We start from the raw sequence: 17686 nt of genomic DNA, 5'->3' as shown, positions 1-17686 counted from the left end.
CGCTGGTATCACTCATCATCTTTTTGCTTTTCTACCCCGCCATGTGCGGAATTATGTGCATCGTCATCGCGAACCAAGAGGTCCGCATCATTTTCTGCAGCCAACGCAGCAGGGGCATCCGCCTCGCTACCTGGCACATCGGCTTCGGCCACCACATCAGCGGGAGCATCGCCATCACCCAAGGCCTGCGCCTCTGCATCAGCAGGAGCAACAGGGGCAAGGGGTGCAGCCATCGCCATGGACTCGCCCACCAGCTCAAAAGCGTCGGCGTCCGGCGTTGCTGCCTCTTGCTGCAGGGCTGCGTCCTGCGACGCCTCCAGCGGCAGGCTGTCAAACATGCTCTGCGGCTGCTTGCTGCTGTCCAACTCGGGCAACTGGTCCAGCGACTGCAAACCCAGGTCATCGAGAAACTGCCGGGTGGTTGCCAGCAAAGCCGGGCGCCCGATCGTCTCGCGATAGCCAATCACCTCCACCCAACCCCGGTCCTCCAACTGCTTGATGATCAAGCTGTTGACGGTGACGCCACGGATATCTTCGATATCCCCCCGCGTCACCGGCTGCCGGTAGGCAATGATGGCCAAGGTCTCCAAGGTCGCACGCGAGTACTTGGGCGGCTTCTCGGGGTGGAGGCGGTCGAGGTACTCGCGCATTTCGGGCCGGCTCTGAAAGCGCCAACCCGAAGCCACTTGCACCAACTCCACACCCCGGTGTGTCCAGTCGAGCTGCAACTCCTGCAGCAAGACCTTGAGCGTATCCGTTCCCAAATCATCCGCAAACAATCCCCGTAGCTCACGCACGGTGATGGGCTGGGGCGCGCAGATCAGCGCAGTCTCCAGTACCCGTTTTGCTTCCAAAGTATGCATGCGATAAATCCCTGTTAGCACGCCAGCGCGAGGCTGCGTGTTGAGACAAAGGAATGCGTATCAAGAGGGCCGCGTTTGCATGGCCAAGATCACGGCGAAGGCATAAGCACCCATAACCGTCGGCACTGGGCGCCACCGATGCAGTTCGCAAACCCGATGTTTGCACCAGTCAAAAACCGGCCTGCATTGGCAGCACTTAAGCCAATTCGGCCAAATTATACCGAAGATCCCAATTTTCCATCGCCGAGGTGATATCGGCAGGCGGTAAAGCGAACCAAGACATGCTCTGCCCAGTGACAGGATGGACAAAGGCCAGGCGCAGCGCATGCAAGGCCTGGCGCTCCATACCGGCAGCGGCTGCGCCACCGTAGAGCGTATCAGCCAGCAGTGGATGCTGCAGCGACGCCATATGCACCCGAATCTGGTGCGTGCGCCCGGTATGCAGACTGCAGAACACTGCGCAGCCCTGTTGACCATTGACCAAAAGGCGGATATCCGTGCGCGCCGCTTTACCCGGGTGCTGGGCCAGATCAACCGCTGCCATGCGCAGGCGGTTGCGCGGATCACGGCCAATCGGCAGGTTGACCGAAGTCTGCGCCGCGCCCTGCCAGGGCTTGTGGCCCAGCGCCAGATAGTTGCGGCGCACATCACGCGCGGCAATCAGCTTGACCAGCGCATCCATGGTCTGGCGCTCGCGCGCCACCACCATCAAGCCGCTGGTGTCCTTGTCCAGCCGGTGCACAATGCCCGCGCGCGGCAACAGAGCCGCCTTCGGGTCCAAGGCCAGCAGCGCATTCAGCAAGGTGCCACTCCAATTGCCCGGCGCCGGGTGTACCACCATGCCGGCGGGCTTGTTGATGATCAGCAGGTGCTCGTCCTGGTAGACCACATCCAGCGGAATATCTTGCGGCAAAAACGCCTGGCTTTGCTGCGTGGGGCGCAGCTCGACCACCGCCTGGTCCCCCGCTTTGACCTTGGCACTGGGCTTGAGCCCGGCTTTGCCATTGACCAGCACCGCGCCTTGCAACAGCAGCGCCTGCAGGTAGCTGCGCGAGAACTCCGGCACCCACAGCGCCAGCGCCTTGTCCAGGCGCAGGCCGTGCTCGCCGATGCCGGCAACGACGCTGCGACTCTCCCAGGTCTGTGACTCGACCTCCGCCGACTCTTCATCCCCTTCTGGCGACGCCAGCGCGGCATCCTCCAAATGGGAAAAGCCGACATCGTCGGCGGGCGGCGATGTCGACTTCGAGGAAGTGCCCGGCATCAGCGGGAAGGCAGGTAGCGCGAGGGATCGACTGGCTTGCCCTGGCGGCGCACCTCAAAGTGCAGCTTCACGCGGTCAGCGTCCGAGCTGCCCATCTCGGCAATCTTCTGGCCTTTCTTGACTACCTGGTCGTCTTTGACCAGCAAGGTCTGGTTGTGGGCGTAGGCCGTCAAGTAGGTGTTGTTGTGCTTGACCAAAATCAGGTTACCGTAGCCGCGCAGGCCGGCACCCGAGTAGATCACGCGGCCATCGGCGGCTGCAACGACCGGATCGCCGGCCTTGCCGCCAATATCCACGCCCTTGTTGCGCGCATCGTCAAAGCCTTGAATGACCGCACCAGATGCAGGCCAGATGAAGCCCAGATTGCCATCGGCTGCAGCGGGTGCAGAAGCCGCTGCGGCAGGTGCGGGGGCGGGCACCGGCGTGGCCGCTGGTGTGTTGGCGCCCGTCATGGCGGGCGCGCTGGTTGCTGTGGCGGCGCTGGCGGTGGTCGTCACCGGTGGCACCACACGCAGCACCTGGCCGACTTCGATCACGTTCGGGTTGTCCAGATTGCTCCAGCGGGCAATGTCACGCCAGTTCTGGCCATTGTCCGATGCAATGCGCATCAGCGTCTCACCCGGCTTGACGGTGTAGTAACCGGGCTTGCCAGCGTTCTCGGCGCCAGGCAGGGTTGCCGGATCAATGCGCGGCGGCGTGGCCGATGTCGACGACGGCGTACGGCCGGCCGACGAACCCCGGTCTTCCACGGGCGCCTGGTTCAGCGATGTACTACCGCATCCTGCCAGCACCATGGCTGCCACCACACTGGCACCCCACGTCAAAACACCACGTGAATCCAACATACCTATCCTTCTTAACCAAGCCCCGATTTTAGGGGCACGAAATGAACATGCTCCAGAACCGTGCGCTGAAACCCATCAGCGCTGCGGTCCACGACGAGCAAAACCTGTTGTTGCCCCGGCCCCATCACGGGTGCCACGAGCCGGCCGCCTTCGGCCAATTGATCACACCAAGCCTGGGGGACGGAATCCCCTCCGGCCGCTGCGATGATTCCAGCGTAAGGCGCACCTTTTTCAAAACCCAGCATGCCATCACCTAGGATCAGGTGCACATTCGCCAGTCGCAACGGACGAAGATTGACGCGGGCCTTTTCATGCAACGCACGCAGCCGCTCAATGGTATACACCTCTTTGGCCATCAGGCTCAGAACTGCTGCCTGGTAACCGCAGCCGGTGCCAATCTCCAAAATACGGCCCAGGCCCATTTTCCCAGCCGGTGATTGCAGCAGCAATTCGCACATCCGCGCCACCACGCTGGGTTTGGAGATGGTCTGCCCCAATCCTATAGGCAAACTGGTGTCTTCATAGGCCTGAACCGCCAATGCACTGTCAACAAACTGGTGGCGCAAAACCGAATTCATGACTTTGAGCACCCGGGTGTGCTCCACGCCCGATGCCGCCAGGCGCTGCACCATGCGCAACCGGGCGGAGGTAAAGTCCACGCTTTCCGGCCCCAAAGACTCTCGCACAGCCATGGGCACGGGCGACAGCTCGGCGGGCAACTTAGCCCATTGCCGGTGCGCCACACTGGCCTGAGGCTTGGTGCTGACAGGCATGGCACCGCGGGCAGGAAAGCCGGGCTTGCGCAAGGTCACCCTGGCACCTCCACATCCTTGCTGCGAAGGGTGGACGCCGTCTGCGCCCAGTAAGCCAGGCTCTCATGGTCGGTCAAATCCACCTTAAGCGGAGTGACCGTCATATGGCCTGCGGCCGTGGCATGGAAATCCGTACCCTCGGCATCGTCGAGCACCGAGCCGGCATTGCCGATCCAGTACATGGTTTCGCCCCGGGGGCTGGTCTGGGTTATGACTTTTTCAGCCGCGTGCCTGCGGCCAAGGCGGCAGAGCTTAAGCGGCTTGATCTGCGCGAACGGCAGATTGGGAATATTGATATTGAGCAGCCAGGGCTTGAGGGTCACGAGCTTGGCGGCTTCAAATTGCTGCACCAATTCGCAGGCTTTTTGCGCTGCGGATTCGATCTCGCCCCACCCTTTGTCGATTTGCGAGAAGGCCATCGCGGGCACCCCGAACAGGTAGCCCTCCATCGCAGCACCCACGGTGCCTGAATAGATGGTGTCATCGCCCATATTGGCGCCGTTATTGATACCGGAAATGACCAAATCGGGCCTGTAACCCAACAGGCCCGTCAAAGCGATGTGCACGCAGTCTGCGGGTGTGCCGTTGACATAGCGGAAGCCATTGGCAGCGCGCTGCACATACAGGGGGGAATGCAAGGTCAGCGCATTCGATTTGGCACTGTTGTTGTGTTCTGGCGCCACGACTTCGACATCGGCCACCGCTTGCAATGCACCATGCAGCGCCACGATGCCGGGCGCTTGATATCCATCGTCGTTACAAAGCAGTATCTTCATGTCATTGAACCAGTTGCACTGCATTGTAGAGGTGCCAACCCAGAACCCGAGCGGAGTGTGGCAGCAAAGCGACCCCCGGCCGCCCTGCGGACACGGGTCTCGTATATAGGTGGCGATGCGCAAGGCTCCCGCATTGTAGTAAGGCCTGCTGCCCTGCCCCGGCGCGCCTGGGCAATTGCTACACAAAATTACGATGAAACCACGCTTGGCTGGCCGAGCAAATCAGGAGGCATCCACTTGAGAGCCTCGTCAAAAAGCCCTGCCGTGGCCTGAACGCAGCCTCAGGTGCGATCCGCGTCCATCCCGCGAGAGTTGCGCAGAAGGGACTAGCCCTGCTCACAGACCTGGGTGGTCAACGCATACAGGACGGCGGCCGTGCAGCGCACCAGGGGCGTGGTTTTTCGTTTTGCAGATTGCGCCAGGCAGAGGTTGATCATCACTGCTGGCGACTGGATGGGTGCCACCACCAGCGGCTCTCCTACCCCATGCCCGTCCAGTGCGCTGCGCGTCAAGGCCGCGTAGCCATAGCCACCGCGCACCAGATCCAAAATGGCGGGCACGCTGGACACCTCACAGACCACATTGAGCTTGACCTGCGAGAGCCTGGCCTGGGCCTCCATCAGTTTGCGAAAGATCTGGCCGTACTGCGGCATGATCAGCGGGAACGCCGAGAGATCCTGGAAACGCATGCTGTCGCGGCCTTCCAGCGCAGACGCGGGGCCCACCAGACACAGGCATTCTTGCAGCACCGGGTTGATTTCGATATGCGGATGCGGATCGGGCGAATAGACCAGGCCCAGATCCATGCGCCCCGAAGCCAGCCACTCGGCCATCTGTACCGAGAACCCTTCGACGATGGCCACCCGGGCCTTGGGCATTTTGCTGGCGAACGCATGGATCAGCGGCAGGGTCAAGCGCCTGGCCAGACTGGGCGGCAAGCCCACCACGATGCGGCCCACTGGTTGATCGCGCTCGCAACCCAGGTCTGCTTTGGCTTGGGCTACGTGCTGCAGGATGGCATGGCTGTGCTCCAGCAAGCGCCGTCCAGCTTCCGTCAAGGTCACGCCGCGGCCGGTGCGGATCAGCAAGGTCTCGCGCAACTCGACCTCCAGCGCCCGCACCTGGCGGCTGAGCGCTGGCTGCGCCATATCCGCCAGCATGGCCGCCTTGCTGAAGCTGCCGGTTTCCGCCACCGAGACAAAGGTTTCGATCTGCTGCAGATTCATAGCCAACTCCTTGAATTTATGGTTTATTGATCATCTTTAGCTATTCATATGCCATTTTGCTATAGCTGCTAGCGGCGTGGGCAACTAGATGTGTAGGGCCAACTTCCACAGAATGCAGTTCTGCCCATCGAACAAGCAACCAGGAGCGCCCGCATGTCCCACCTGCAGACCATTGCGCCCATCCGCCTTGCGCTGCCAAGCCCATAAGGTTTGACGCCTCCTAGCGGCCTACCAGCCAAGCCCTTCTGCCTTGGCATCAAACCCCGGCACTCCTAGCCTCGAGATGCCATCCATTGCCCGGGCTGCACAGCCACCCGTCAGCACTTCCACACAAGCCTTACATCCCCACTTCAAGGAGCATTCCCCATGGTCGATAAAGCCAACACCGAGTTCTGGCAAACCCTGCAACCCATTGCCAACCCCTTCATGCCCGATGCGCTGCCTGAGGTCTATATCCCCGATGCAGCCAGCGAGGACGAGCGCCTTTATGTGCCATTCACTGACACCGTGTTCTCCCGCCCACTATGGATTTCGCCGTCGCAAAACAAATGGTGCGACATCCTCATGGCCAAGAAGGCCGGCCTGGTCAACCGCCACTACCACCCCCATGAAGTCTTTGCCTACACGATCTCCGGCAAATGGGGCTACCTCGAACATGACTGGACGGCCACCAAGGGGGACTTTGTCTACGAAACCCCGGGCGAAGGCCACACCCTGGTGGCCTTTGACCATCCGGAACCCATGCGGGCCTTCTTCATAGTCACAGGTCCGTTGATCTGGCTGGACGAGCAGGGCAAACACGACGGCTACTTCGATGTGCACAGCTATATCGCCATGTGCAAGGCCCACTACGAAAAAGTGGGCCTGGGCGCCGAGGCGGTGGAAAAGCTCTTCCGCTGATCAACAAGCAACCGGAGAACGCCCATGCGCGCACCCTTGTTCCGCTCCTTCTGGACCTACGAGAATCGGCTGCTGTTGATTCTGTTTCTGGCTTTCGGCTTTGTCTTCTTTGACCGCCTGGCCCTCTCCTTCCTCTTTCCGTTCATGCAGGACGAGCTCGATCTGAGCCCAACCCAGTTGGGCATGATCTCCTCGGCGCTGGCTCTCACCTGGGCCATCTCCGGGGCCATCGCCGGCGCCTGGTCAGACTCGCGTGCCAAACGCAAGGCCCTGCTGGTGGCATCCGTGCTGGGTTTTTCCATCTGTTCGGCCCTGTCCGGGCTGGTGGGAGGTTTCATCAGCCTGCTGGTGTTTCGCGCCTTGATGGGTCTGGCCGAAGGGCCGGTGCTGCCCATTGCGCAATCGCTGATGATCCAAAGCTCCACGCCCTCGCGGCGCGGCTTGAATATGGGCTTGCTCCAAGGCTCTTCAGCCGGCTTGATTGGCGCCATGATCGGCCCACCGGTGGTCATTGGCCTGGCAACGCACTTTGGCTGGCGTGTGGCCTTTTATGTCACCGTCATCCCCGGCATGCTGATCGCGCTGTGCATATGGCGCTGGGTGCATGAGCACCCGGGCGGCGCCCCCACCGCGCAGGCCAAGCCCGTGCCCATCAGCCGCTGGGCCCTGCTGCGCGAGCGCAATGTGCTGCTGTGCATGCTGATCAGCTGCTTTTTCCTCACCTGGTTCATCACCATCATCTCGTTTGCACCCACTTTTCTCATCAAGCACCGCGGCTTTTCGGCCGCCGACATGGGCCTGGTGATGAGCTGCCTGGGCGCCGCCTGGGTGTTCTGGGGCTTCGCCGTCCCTGGCATCTCAGACCGGATCGGGCGCAAGTCGGCCTTGGTCATCTTTGCACCCATCGCAGCGCTCTGCCCTATCGCGCTGGTCTATGGCGACTCCGCCATTGCACTGGGTGTCGTGGTCTTCTTCACCTATACCGGCCTCGGGTGTTTTACGCTGTTCATGGCCACCATACCGGCGGAAACCGTGCCACCTCAGGTATTGACTGGGGCGCTGGGCCTCATCATGGGTGCAGGCGAACTCGTCGGCGGCTTCCTGGCCCCGACGATTGCGGGCCTGGCCGCTGACCACTACGGTTTTCCTGTCGCGATGTGGATATCGGCAGGCGGCGCCCTGGTCGCAGGTCTGCTCGCCATTGGATTGAAAGAAACTGCACCCTTGGTGGCGCCAAAACCTGCCGTTGCAGGAGGCCGACCATGATGCGCGCACTTCGCTGGCATGGCGCCAAAGACCTGCGCCTGGAGGAGATCGCCATCCCTCGCCCCGGCCCGCAGGAAGTCCGTATCGCCGTCGCCTACTGCGGCATCTGCGGCAGTGATCTGCACGAATACGAATCAGGACCCCATGCCATTCCTATCGACCTGCCGCATACCCTGTCCGGCCGCACGGCGCCGCTGACGCTGGGACATGAGTTTTGCGGCACCGTGGTGGAAGTGGGCACGGGGGTCAGCCATCTGCACATCGGCGACCGGGTTGCCGTCGAGCCCGAGTACCGCTGCAGCCAGTGTGCCTACTGCCGAGGAGGTTCCTACAACCTCTGCACAGGCATGGGGTTTGCGGGGCTGATGGGCGACGGCGGTATGGCCGAGTTCGCAGTCGTGCCCAGCTATATGCTCCACCGCCTGCCAGATGGTGTCAGCCTGGAGCAGGCCGCCGTCCTGGAACCCGCCGCCGTGGCCTTGCATGCGCTGCGTCGCAGTGCGCTACCGACGGGCGGCAGTTGCGCCATCTTTGGGCTCGGGCCTATCGGGCTCTTGTTGGTCATGCTCGCCAAACTGCAGGGGGCCAGCACCATTGTTGCCGTGGATGTCTCGACCGAACGGCTGGAGATGGCGCGGCAGGCCGGTGCCAGCCACATCATCGATGCCAACAGCCAGTCCGCCGATGCGCTGCGCCAGACCATCGCATCGGCCACTGAAGGGCTGGGCGTGGACGTCAGCTTTGAAGCGGCTGGTTTGCAAGCCACCTTTGAAGGCGCGCTGCGCGCACTGCGCAAAGGCGGAAACATGGTCATGGTGGGGCTGATGCCCGAAGCGCGTCTGGAGGTGTTTGAGGCCGTCAACCGCGAGCTGAGCCTGGTGGCCAGCGTGGGCTATCGCCATGTGTACGAGGAGCTGATGGGTCTCATCGAGACCGGCCAGTTCGATCCCATCTCCATCGTCACCAAGACCGTGCCACTGGCGCAGGCCATCAGCGAAGGCTTTGCGGCCCTGCTGGCAGACCGGTCCCAGATCAAAATCCTGGTCACCCCCGTGGATGCCTCGTCCTGTGGAGCCAGTGATACCAGTGATACCGGCGTCACCCAGCCAAGGAGCCAGCCATGACTGTGCCCATCCATGACCAACGCATTCTCGTCACAGGAGGCACTTCGGGGATCGGAGCCAGCACGGCCCTGCACTTTGCGCATGCCGGCGCATCGGTGCTGGCCATCGGGCTGGATGCGCAGGGCCCCCATGCGCCTCGCCACCCGCGTATTGCCTGCCATGAGCTTGATATCACCGACAGCGACCTGCTGAACCAGACCATGGCAGCGCTGCCCCGGCTCGACGCACTGGTCAATGCGGCAGGCATTAGCCGGCATGGCGACGAGTACCAGCCCGAGGCCTTTGCGCAAGTGCTGCAGATCAACCTGGTGGCCACCATGCAAGCCTGTATGGCGGCAGCGCCGCATCTGCAAAAAAGCCGGGGCTGTATTGTCAATGTGGCCTCGATGTACAGCTACTTCGGCAGCAAGGATCGCCCCGCCTACAGCGCCAGCAAAGGCGGCATCGTGCAGCTCACGCGGTCGCTCGCCCAAACCTGGGCAGAGGCGGGCGTGCGGGTCAACGCCGTTGCTCCGGGTTGGATCGCCACACCACTCAGCGAAGGCCTTATGGCAGACTCCGAGGCCTCTAAAGCCATCCTCGCCCGCACCCCCATGCAACGCTGGGGCCAGGCAGACGAAGTGGCTGCGGTGATTGCTTTTCTGTGCTCGCCTGCTGCATCCTTTGTCAACGGTGCGGTGATTCCGGTCGATGGCGGCTATCTGACGGTTTAGCCGCAGCGGGCAGCGGGCAGCGGCGCCCCTCCGGTGACAAAGCCTGGGAGCCATTCAACCGCTCCCAGGCCTTGTGCCACCCGATAGGCAGCATGCATACCGGGCATCAGCGCTGTTCGAACGCGTACTTCTCGGTATCTACCTCGCGCTGCGAGGCCAGCGCATAGCGGTCACCGGCTATGGCTTCCGGCGCAAAGATCGCATCCAGCTCAGCCAGCAAGGCGGCATCCAGGGCAATCTCAGCACCGCGCAGGTTTTCCTGCAGGTGGTCTATCTGGGTGGTGCCCGGCAGCGCAATGACATGCTCGCCCTGGTGCAACACCCAGGCAATCGCCAGCTCGGCCAGGCTGCAGTCTGCGCGCTCGGCAATCGCCTGCATGGGCGCCAGCAGCCGCAGGTTTTTGGCATAGGCCTCGTTTTGGAAACGGGGCATGCCGGCTCGGATATCGCCCGGCACCCAGGAGGTGCCCGCAGGCAATTTACCCGACAGAAAGGCCCGGCCCATCGGACTGAAGGCCACATAGGCAATGCCCAACTCCCGGCTGGCCTGCAGGGTACCCAGTTCTGCATTGCGCGACCAGAGCGAATACTCGCTTTGCAAGGCGGCAATCGGGTAGGTGGCATGGGCACGCCGCAGCGTTTCAACCCCGACTTCGGACAGGCCCAAAGCCCGTACCTTGCCCTCTTCCACCAGCCGCGACATCTCGCCGACCGACTCTTCAATCGGCACCCGTGGGTCCCAGCGGTGCAGGTAGTACAGGTCAATGACGTCGGTGCCCAGGCGCTGCAAGCTGTCCTCACAGTTGCGCCGCAATGTTTTCGGGTGGCCATCAATCGCTCGGCGCAGCACGCCATCCTCGCCCCGGACGCCTGCCATGCCGCCTTTGCTGGCCAGGGTGATGCCGTTGCGATGGGGCTTGAGCACGGGCCCCACCAGCGATTCATTGGCACCGAAGCCGTAAAGCGCTGCGGTGTCAAACAAGCTAACTCCCGCATCCAGCGCTGCATGCAGCAGCGCCTGGGCCTGTGCTTCGGTGGCTGGGTGGCCATAGGCATGGCTCAAGTTCATGCAACCCAGGGCGACGGGGCCGACCTGGAAAGGGCCAATATGGCGCTCGTTCATCGTCTCTCCTCAAAAACCAAAAACCGCCCGCGAAAACCTGTGCGGGCGGTTGGAAACTGCTGGGCTTGATATTACTGCAGCTGCTGCTCCAGTGCATGCAGAACCTGGTAGCAGGGCAGTACCTGCGCCAGGCTGGAGCGGGGCTGGCGCCCTTCGCGGATGGCCGCAAAGAACTCGCGGTCCTGCAGCTCGATGCCATTCATCGACACGTCCACGCCGGAGACATCGATGGCCTCTTCCTTGCCGTTAACCAGCTCGTCATAGCGGGCCATATAGGTGCCCGTATCACCGATATAGCGGAAGAAGGTGCCCAGCGGGCCATCGTTGTTGAAAGACAGGCTCAAGGTGCAGATGGCGCCATTGGCGGCCTTCAGCACGATGCCCATGTCCATCGCAATACCCAGCTCGGGGTGTAGCGGCCCTTGCACCGCATGGGCTTGCACGATGGGGCTGCCCGCCTGGTGGGCAAACAGGTCGACCGTATGCGCTGCATGGTGCCAGAGCAGATGGTCGGTCCAGCTGCGCGGCTGTCCCAGCGCGTTCATATTGCTGCGGCGGAAGAAATAGGTCTGCACATCCATTTGCTGGAGCTTGAAGCTGCCCGCCTGCACCCTTTGCTGAATCCATTGGTGGCTGGGGTTGAAGCGGCGTGTATGGCCGCACATCGCGACCAAGCCAGTGGATTGCTGCAGCGCCGCCAGCGCCAGTGCATCGTCCAGGCGGTCCGCCATCGGAATCTCCACCTGCACGTGCTTGCCGGCATGCAGGCATTGGCGCGCCTGGTCCGCATGCAACTGCGTGGGCGTGCAGAGAATCACCGCATCGACCTCGGGCAGCGCCAGGCTATCCTGCAGATGGGTGGCCACATGCCCGATGGCATACTGCGCGGCGACCTGGCGGGCCTTTTCCATATCTGGATCGACCAGGGAGATGACCTCCACGCCGGGGATCTGGCGGATACCGTCCAGGTGTTTGAGGCCAAAAGCGCCAGCGCCGGCGAGTGCCACTTTGAGGGTGCGCAGCGTCATGAGGGCCTCCTGGAGTTTTGGATGCCCAGGCCTGCGCCAGCACATGGGGTACAAGAAATCAGAAACATGCTTAGCTTTCAACCGTTCTCAAGAATCAGGTGGCCTACCGCAGTATTGGAGGCCGGCACATGGTAGAAGCGGTGCTTGACGGTGGGCGGCCTCGCAGGGTCGTCCACATCGGCCATCGCGCCACGGGCAATCAGCCACATCACCAGCTCAATGCCTTCAGAGCCCGCCTCCCGCACGTAGTCGATATGGGGGACCTTGGCCAAGGTGGCCGGGTGGTGGATGAGCTGGTCCAGAAAACAGTTGTCCCATTCCTGGTTGATCAGCCCCGCCCGCGCGCCTTGCAGCTGGTGGCTCATGCCGCCCGTTCCCCAGATCTGCACGTTCAGGTCGGCGTCAAAGCTCTCTACCGCCTTGCGGATCGCGCGGCCCAGGTTGAAGCAACGCTGGCCCGAAGGCACCGGGTACTGCACCACATTGACCGCCAAGGGAATCACCGGACAGGGCCAGGCACCCAGCTGCGCTGAAGGCTCGCCGCACATCAGTGACAGCGGCACCGTAAGCCCATGGTCCACATCCATCTTGTTGACGATGGTGAGGTCAAAGTCCTGCTGGATCACCGACTGCGCGATATGCGAGGCCAGCTCAGGATGGCCAAGCACCGGAGGCACCGGGCGCGGTCCCCAGCCTTCATCGGCGGGCTGGTAGGCCGCTGCGGTACCAATCGCAAAGGTGGGAATCAAGTCCAGGCTGAAGGCCGACGCATGGTCGTTGTAGACCAGAAAGATGACATCGGGTGGGTTCTCACGCATCCATTGGCGCGAATAGCCATAGCCATTGAAGAGGGGTTGCCAATACGCCTCCTGGGTCTTGCCTTGGTCAATGGCCACCCCGATTGCGGGCACATGCGAGGTGTAAACCGATGCGCTGATGTAGGCCATATCAGATCCCTCCCTGGCCGGTGGCATTACCTGCCGGCTGTCCGGGCGTGCCCGCGGACTCATGCATAAAGCGGTTTCCTTCGACCGAGCGGCCGCCAGCGACCATCATTGCGCGGTAGGCGTCCTCGCTCATACCGGTCATCGAGCCCGCCATCTGCTGGAAGCTCTTGCCATCGGTGGCGCCGATCTTGGCCAGAAAATAGATATTGCCGCCCGTCCGAATGCACCAGTTCAGGTCGCGGGCCATCACGGCCTGCTTTTGCTCTTCCGACATATCCCATTCATCGAGATAGGCGCGCTCATCGGCCTTGAAGCGCTCACGGTTTTCCGACTTCATCAAGGACATGCAAAACTGGTTGAGCCAGTAGCCCTTGCGGGATTGCTCGGCATCGAACACGACGGTGCCGGGTATGTCGAGATAGGGTTTTTCCAAAGCCATGCTTTTTCTTTCCTTCGTTGTTATGGATTGCTTGCCCCTAGGGACCCTCTGCAAAACTCCCTGCCGTGGTCTGAACGCGGTCTCGGGCGATCCGCTGCGTTGTCTTCCTTGTCAATAGCTTGCTATTGACTGCAAAAGACGCCTTGCGGCTCATCCCGATCCGCGTCCATCCCGCTTGGCGAGGGTTTTGCAGAGCATCCCTAGGGCGGGCACAGATTTGGCAGAAGCTGCCCTCAGCAATACGCGCCGGCGAGGTGGGAGCGCGGGCTTGGGTGATACATATCCGATCCCTCGCGCGAGGGTGCTGCAGAAGATTCCCGGCATTCAGGCATCCTCGGGCCAGTACAGGCGCAAAGGGTTGTCCACCAGCAACTGGCGCTGCAAGCTGCGCGTGGGGGCTATCTGCTGGATAAAATCCACCAACAGCCCGTCATCGGGCATGTGCTCCTTCAGGTTGGGATGGGGCCAGTCCGTGCCCCAGAGCACCCGGTGGGGGAAAGCCTCCACCACCCGGCGCGCAAAAGGCACGACATCCTGGTAGGCGCGTCGCTCGCCATGCAGCGCCTGTGGGCCCGTCAGCGACAGGCGCTCGGGGCAGCTGACCTTGCACCAGATGTGGTCATGCGCCTCCATCAGCCGCAAAAACAAACCGAACTCCGGCCCATGCGCCGGCTTGCGCACATCGGGGCGCCCCATGTGGTCTACCACCACGGGGGTGGGCAGGCGGCTGAGGAACGGCCACAAGCCCGGCAGGTCTTGCGCTTCGAAATAGACCACCACATGCCAGCCCAGCTCCGCGATGCGCTCGGCAATCTCCTGCAATTCATCCTGGGGGGTGACATCGACGAGCCGCTTGACGAAATTGAAGCGCACACCCCGCACACCGGCATGGTGCAGCTCCTGCAGCTCCTGGTCGCTGACATGGCGCCGTACCGTGGCCACACCCCGGGCTTTGCCGCCAGAGGCCCGGCAGGCATCGACCAGGGCCCGGTTGTCCGCGCCATGGCAAGTGGCTTGCACAATAACATTGCGCGAAAAGCCGAGGTGGTCCCGCAAGGCAAAAAGCTGCTCCTTGCTCGCGTCACAAGGGGTGTATTTGCGCTCCGGGGCAAAAGGGAAGGTCTCAGCAGGGCCAAACACATGGCAGTGCGCGTCCACCGCCCCGGGAGGCAGGGCCAGAAAGGGCTTGGTGGGCGTGGGGTGCCAATCCAACCAGCCCGGGGTCTTGTCATTCAATGACATGCTGCCACCCTCCTCAGTCGATGTAGCGCAAACCGGCTTTGGCCAGCGGGTCCCGCATCCGGTACAGGTCCAGGCCCAGCACGCCTGCCGCCAGCTGGGCCCGCTTGGCATCTTCCATTCGCTCGCGCTCCAGTGCTTCCTCCAGTGTGCAAGCCACCATGGCCGACGGCACACACACCACCCCATCGTCATCGGCGACGATGACATCGCCCGGGTTCACCCACATGCCAGCGCAGACCAAGGGAATATTGACCGAACCCAAGGTGGCCTTGATCGTGCCCCGGGACGACACGGCCCGGCTCCAGACCGGAAAGCCCATCTCCTGCAAGGCATAGGTGTCGCGCACACCAGCATCAATGACCAGACCACGCGCGCCGCGCGCCTGGAAACTGGTCGCCAGCAGATCGCCAAAATAGCCGTCGCTGCAGGGGGAGGTGACCGCCGCCACCACCATGTCGCCGGGCAGGATCTGCTCGGCAGCCACATGCAGCATCCAGTTGTCGCCCGGCTGCAGCAGCACGGTGACGGCTGTGCCGGAAATCTGCTGGCCGGGAAGCACCGGGCGCAGCCCCGGATCCAGCAGCCCCACACGGCCCATGGCTTCATGCACCGTGGCGGAGCCGAGGGTAGCCAAGCCATCGGCCGCTGCGCGATCGGGCCGCTGGATATGGCGGTAAACAACGCCGAGTTCATACATAAGAGTTTCCTTGTCGATAGATGAATGGGACCTCAGCGACCCTGCCGTTGAAGAATGGCATCCAGGCGCGGAAACACGCGGCGCGCATTGTGCTCATAGACCTGGCTGCGGTCCTCGTGGCTGAGGTGTGGCGTCGCTTCGATATAGCGTTTGGTGTCGTCGAAGTAGTGGCCCGTTTGCGGATCGATACCGCGCACCGCGCCCACCATTTCGCTGGCAAACAGAATGTTCTTCACCGGGATCACCCGGCTGAGCAGATCAATGCCCGCTTGGTGGTAGACGCAGGTATCAAAAAATACGTTGTTCAGCAGATGCGCTTCCAGCAAAGGCTTGTTCAGCGCCTGCGCCAGCCCCCGAAAGCGCCCCCAGTGGTAAGGCACGGCCCCACCGCCATGGGGGATCAGAAAGCGCAAGCTGGGAAAGTCCTGGAACAGTGCGCTGTCCAGGCACTGCATGAAGGCCGTCGTATCGGCATTCAGGTAGTGCGCGCCGGTGGTGTGAAAACAGGCATTGCAGCTGGTGGAGACATGCACCATCGCGGGAATGTCGTACTCCACCATCTTCTCGTAGATGGGGTACCAGGAGCGGTCGGACAGCGGCGGTGCGGACCAGTGCCCGCCCGAGGGATCGGGGTTGAGGTTGATCGCCACATTGCCGTACTGCTCTACACAACGGACTAACTCGGTGATGCAGCTGCGGGGGTCCACACCGGGCGACTGCGGCAGCATCGCGGCAGGTACAAAGTGCGCGGGATATAGCTCGCTGACCCGAAAGCACAGCTCATTGCAGACCTCGGCCCAGGCACTCGATGTCTCAAAATCACCGATGTGATGGGCCATGAAGCTGGCACGCGGGCTGAACACCGTCAGGTCCAGGCCGCGCTCGCGCATCAGTCGGAGCTGGTTGTTTTCGATCGTCTCGCGAATCTCGTCATCGCTGATGCGCAGATCAGCGGCACCCGGCGTTCTGCGCGGGTCCTGGAGACCGGCCATCTGCAGGTCGCGCCACTGGCCCAAGGCCGCTGGTGCGGTCGTGTAGTGTCCGTGTACGTCAATGATCATGGGTTGCTCCTCCATTTGTTTTTTCGGGTAGCTGGGGGACGGGTGCCACAGTTGGGCGTCCTGCGGTGTCGCGGCATGCGCGCCCCGCCCAGACAGCGCTGGGCACCATCACTTCGCCTCGCATCAGCAGCCGTGCTGTGCGCAGCAAGGCCACCTGGGGTGGTGCATCCGCCTGTGCGGCAGCACGGCCCAGCCGCACGCTCAGCACCCCCGAGGGATGCTCGATGGCAACCGTTTCGACTTCTGCGTCTGCTGGCCGCTGGGCCAGCCCTTCGCAGATGGAGCCGGGCAGGCTGATCGCCGTGCCGACGGTAACGGCCGCCAGAACGCCAATGCTCTCGTGGCAGACATGGGGGATGAAGCTGCGCGTGCTGATCGCCCCGCCTTGCCGGGGCGGCGCCACCATGGTCATCTTGGGGTAGTTGCTGGCGGCGACATCGCCCAGGCCCATGGCCTGCGCGGCATGGAGACGCAGCGCCTCCATCCGGCGCCGCAGGTCCGTGTTGGCCTCCAGCTCGGCCACTGTCTCATGGCCGCTGACGCCCATGTCGGCCGCCTTGAAGATCACCAAGGGCATGCCGTTGTCGATACAGGTGACCTCCAGGCTGAATGGCGCAAAGCCCTCGCCCGCCACGGACATGCGCTCTCGTGGGTGGCCGGTGGGCAGCAACTGCTTGCAGATCGAACCCGCTGTCTCTAGAAAGCAGATGTCAATCGGGGCAGCGCTGCCTGGTACCCCATCAATCCGGGCGTCTCCGCCATCTGCCAGCTGGCCGGCAGACAGCGGCACGCTGATATCAGCCAACATGCCGGTGTTGCGGGCCAACACACGAAAAGTGGCACGCTCGCCTTGGGCCTGGAGCATGCCGCTGGCCAGTGCAAAAGGGACCGCAGCGGCGAGCATATTGCCGCAGTTGGGGCGGGTATCAACCATTTGCTGGTCGGGCTGCACCTGGGCAAATAGAAACTCGAGGTCAACCCCTGCCTGCGCAGACAGGCTGACAATGCCAATCTTGCTGGTCAGCGAATGCCCTCCGCCGACGCCGTCGATCTGCCGGCGGTCGGGCGAGCCCATCGCCGCGAGCAGCACCCGGTCCCGCGTGGGCGCATCCTGGGGCAGATCGGCAGCGTTGAAGAAGGCCCCCTTGGAGGTACCGCCCCGCATCAGCAGGCAAGGAATCGCTGTTGGCATGGTTGTGCTCCCCCTGTTGTTCTGTAGGTATCCATTCTGGGGATAGACACCGCAAAGAGCCACGGGTGCAGCGACCTAGCAGCTATAACCCGCAGGCATAGCTCGAACGCATGGGGAGTGGCGGGGAAAGCGGCCCGTCCTACGCCAGATGCCATCGGCTGCCGTCAG

At 62.6% G+C, this 17686-nt stretch carries 18 protein-coding genes; 4 read left to right on the top strand and 14 right to left on the bottom strand.

The window, feature by feature from the left end; translation table 11 throughout:
• Positions 1 to 8 precede the first annotated feature (8 nt).
• The 6 genes from scpB to HS961_RS11540 all read right to left on the bottom strand — a co-directional run bounded on the left by scpB (position 9) and on the right by HS961_RS11540 (position 5786).
• Entirely contained in the window at positions 9 to 863 is an 855-nt protein-coding gene (gene scpB, locus HS961_RS11565; RefSeq protein ID WP_182328029.1) for an SMC-Scp complex subunit ScpB, read from the bottom strand.
• Positions 864 to 1059: 196 nt separating this feature from the next.
• A complete protein-coding gene (locus HS961_RS11560) occupies positions 1060 to 2127 on the bottom strand; it encodes an RluA family pseudouridine synthase (protein WP_182328028.1) in 1068 nt (355 codons plus the stop codon).
• The gene (locus HS961_RS11555) at positions 2127 to 2972 is read right to left on the bottom strand and encodes a peptidoglycan DD-metalloendopeptidase family protein (protein WP_182328027.1); all 846 of its coding nucleotides are present in this window, start codon (positions 2970 to 2972) and stop codon (positions 2127 to 2129) included. Before HS961_RS11555 ends, HS961_RS11560 begins: the two co-directional genes overlap by 1 nt.
• An 11-nt stretch (positions 2973 to 2983) precedes the next feature.
• The gene (locus tag HS961_RS11550) at positions 2984 to 3784 is read right to left on the bottom strand and encodes a protein-L-isoaspartate(D-aspartate) O-methyltransferase (protein ID WP_412101645.1); all 801 of its coding nucleotides are present in this window, start codon (positions 3782 to 3784) and stop codon (positions 2984 to 2986) included.
• Positions 3781 to 4560 (bottom strand): 5'/3'-nucleotidase SurE, encoded by a 780-nt coding sequence (gene surE / locus HS961_RS11545; protein ID WP_182328026.1) that lies wholly within the window; start codon positions 4558 to 4560, stop codon positions 3781 to 3783. Before surE ends, HS961_RS11550 begins: the two co-directional genes overlap by 4 nt.
• Positions 4561 to 4886: 326 nt before the next feature.
• A complete protein-coding gene (locus tag HS961_RS11540) occupies positions 4887 to 5786 on the bottom strand; it encodes a LysR family transcriptional regulator (RefSeq protein WP_182328024.1) in 900 nt (299 codons plus the stop codon).
• 366 nt (positions 5787 to 6152) lie between these two features.
• On the opposite strand from HS961_RS11540, the gene HS961_RS11535 reads away from it, so the two are divergent.
• Genes HS961_RS11535 through HS961_RS11520 form a run of 4 tightly spaced genes read left to right on the top strand, consistent with a single transcriptional unit; the run spans position 6153 to position 9789 of the window.
• Positions 6153 to 6686 (top strand): 2,4'-dihydroxyacetophenone dioxygenase family protein, encoded by a 534-nt coding sequence (locus HS961_RS11535; RefSeq protein ID WP_182328023.1) that lies wholly within the window; start codon positions 6153 to 6155, stop codon positions 6684 to 6686.
• 24 nt (positions 6687 to 6710) lie between these two features.
• Positions 6711 to 7952, top strand: a complete 1242-nt coding sequence (locus HS961_RS11530) for an MFS transporter (protein ID WP_182328022.1) — start codon at positions 6711 to 6713, stop codon at positions 7950 to 7952.
• On the top strand, positions 7952 to 9076 hold the full coding sequence (locus HS961_RS11525; RefSeq protein WP_182328232.1) for a 2,3-butanediol dehydrogenase: 1125 nt from the start codon (positions 7952 to 7954) through the stop codon (positions 9074 to 9076). Before HS961_RS11530 ends, HS961_RS11525 begins: the two co-directional genes overlap by 1 nt.
• A complete protein-coding gene (locus HS961_RS11520) occupies positions 9073 to 9789 on the top strand; it encodes an SDR family NAD(P)-dependent oxidoreductase (RefSeq protein WP_182328021.1) in 717 nt (238 codons plus the stop codon). Before HS961_RS11525 ends, HS961_RS11520 begins: the two co-directional genes overlap by 4 nt.
• Positions 9790 to 9895: 106 nt before the next feature.
• On the opposite strand, the gene HS961_RS11515 is transcribed toward HS961_RS11520, so the two are convergent.
• From HS961_RS11515 to HS961_RS11480, 8 genes are all read right to left on the bottom strand, one after another.
• Complete coding sequence (locus HS961_RS11515) at positions 9896 to 10912, bottom strand: aldo/keto reductase (protein WP_182328020.1); 1017 nt, start codon at positions 10910 to 10912, stop codon at positions 9896 to 9898.
• A 71-nt stretch (positions 10913 to 10983) separates the two neighbouring features.
• Positions 10984 to 11940: a Gfo/Idh/MocA family oxidoreductase gene (locus tag HS961_RS11510; protein WP_182328019.1), complete on the bottom strand. Its 957-nt coding sequence runs from the start codon at positions 11938 to 11940 to the stop codon at positions 10984 to 10986.
• 77 nt (positions 11941 to 12017) lie between these two features.
• Positions 12018 to 12887, bottom strand: coding sequence for a class III extradiol dioxygenase subunit beta (locus HS961_RS11505; RefSeq protein WP_182328018.1), 870 nt, complete (start codon positions 12885 to 12887; stop codon positions 12018 to 12020).
• 1 nt (position 12888) lies between these two features.
• The gene (gene ligA / locus HS961_RS11500; RefSeq protein ID WP_182328016.1) at positions 12889 to 13326 is read right to left on the bottom strand and encodes a protocatechuate 4,5-dioxygenase subunit alpha; all 438 of its coding nucleotides are present in this window, start codon (positions 13324 to 13326) and stop codon (positions 12889 to 12891) included.
• A gap of 324 nt (positions 13327 to 13650) precedes the next feature.
• A complete protein-coding gene (locus HS961_RS11495) occupies positions 13651 to 14568 on the bottom strand; it encodes an amidohydrolase family protein (protein WP_182328014.1) in 918 nt (305 codons plus the stop codon).
• 13 nt (positions 14569 to 14581) lie between these two features.
• Positions 14582 to 15265, bottom strand: a complete 684-nt coding sequence (gene ligK / locus HS961_RS11490) for a 4-carboxy-4-hydroxy-2-oxoadipate aldolase/oxaloacetate decarboxylase (protein ID WP_182328013.1) — start codon at positions 15263 to 15265, stop codon at positions 14582 to 14584.
• Positions 15266 to 15297: 32 nt separating this feature from the next.
• Entirely contained in the window at positions 15298 to 16326 is a 1029-nt protein-coding gene (locus tag HS961_RS11485) for an amidohydrolase family protein (protein WP_182328012.1), read from the bottom strand.
• The gene (locus HS961_RS11480; RefSeq protein ID WP_182328011.1) at positions 16316 to 17518 is read right to left on the bottom strand and encodes a 4-oxalomesaconate tautomerase; all 1203 of its coding nucleotides are present in this window, start codon (positions 17516 to 17518) and stop codon (positions 16316 to 16318) included. The genes HS961_RS11485 and HS961_RS11480 overlap by 11 nt, the downstream gene beginning before the upstream one ends.
• Positions 17519 to 17686 lie beyond the last annotated feature (168 nt).

Origin of the sequence: Comamonas piscis (genome assembly GCF_014109725.1) — a bacterium.
Lineage (GTDB): Bacteria > Pseudomonadota > Gammaproteobacteria > Burkholderiales > Burkholderiaceae_C > Comamonas > Comamonas piscis.
This window is presented reverse-complemented; position numbering and strand designations above follow the sequence as displayed.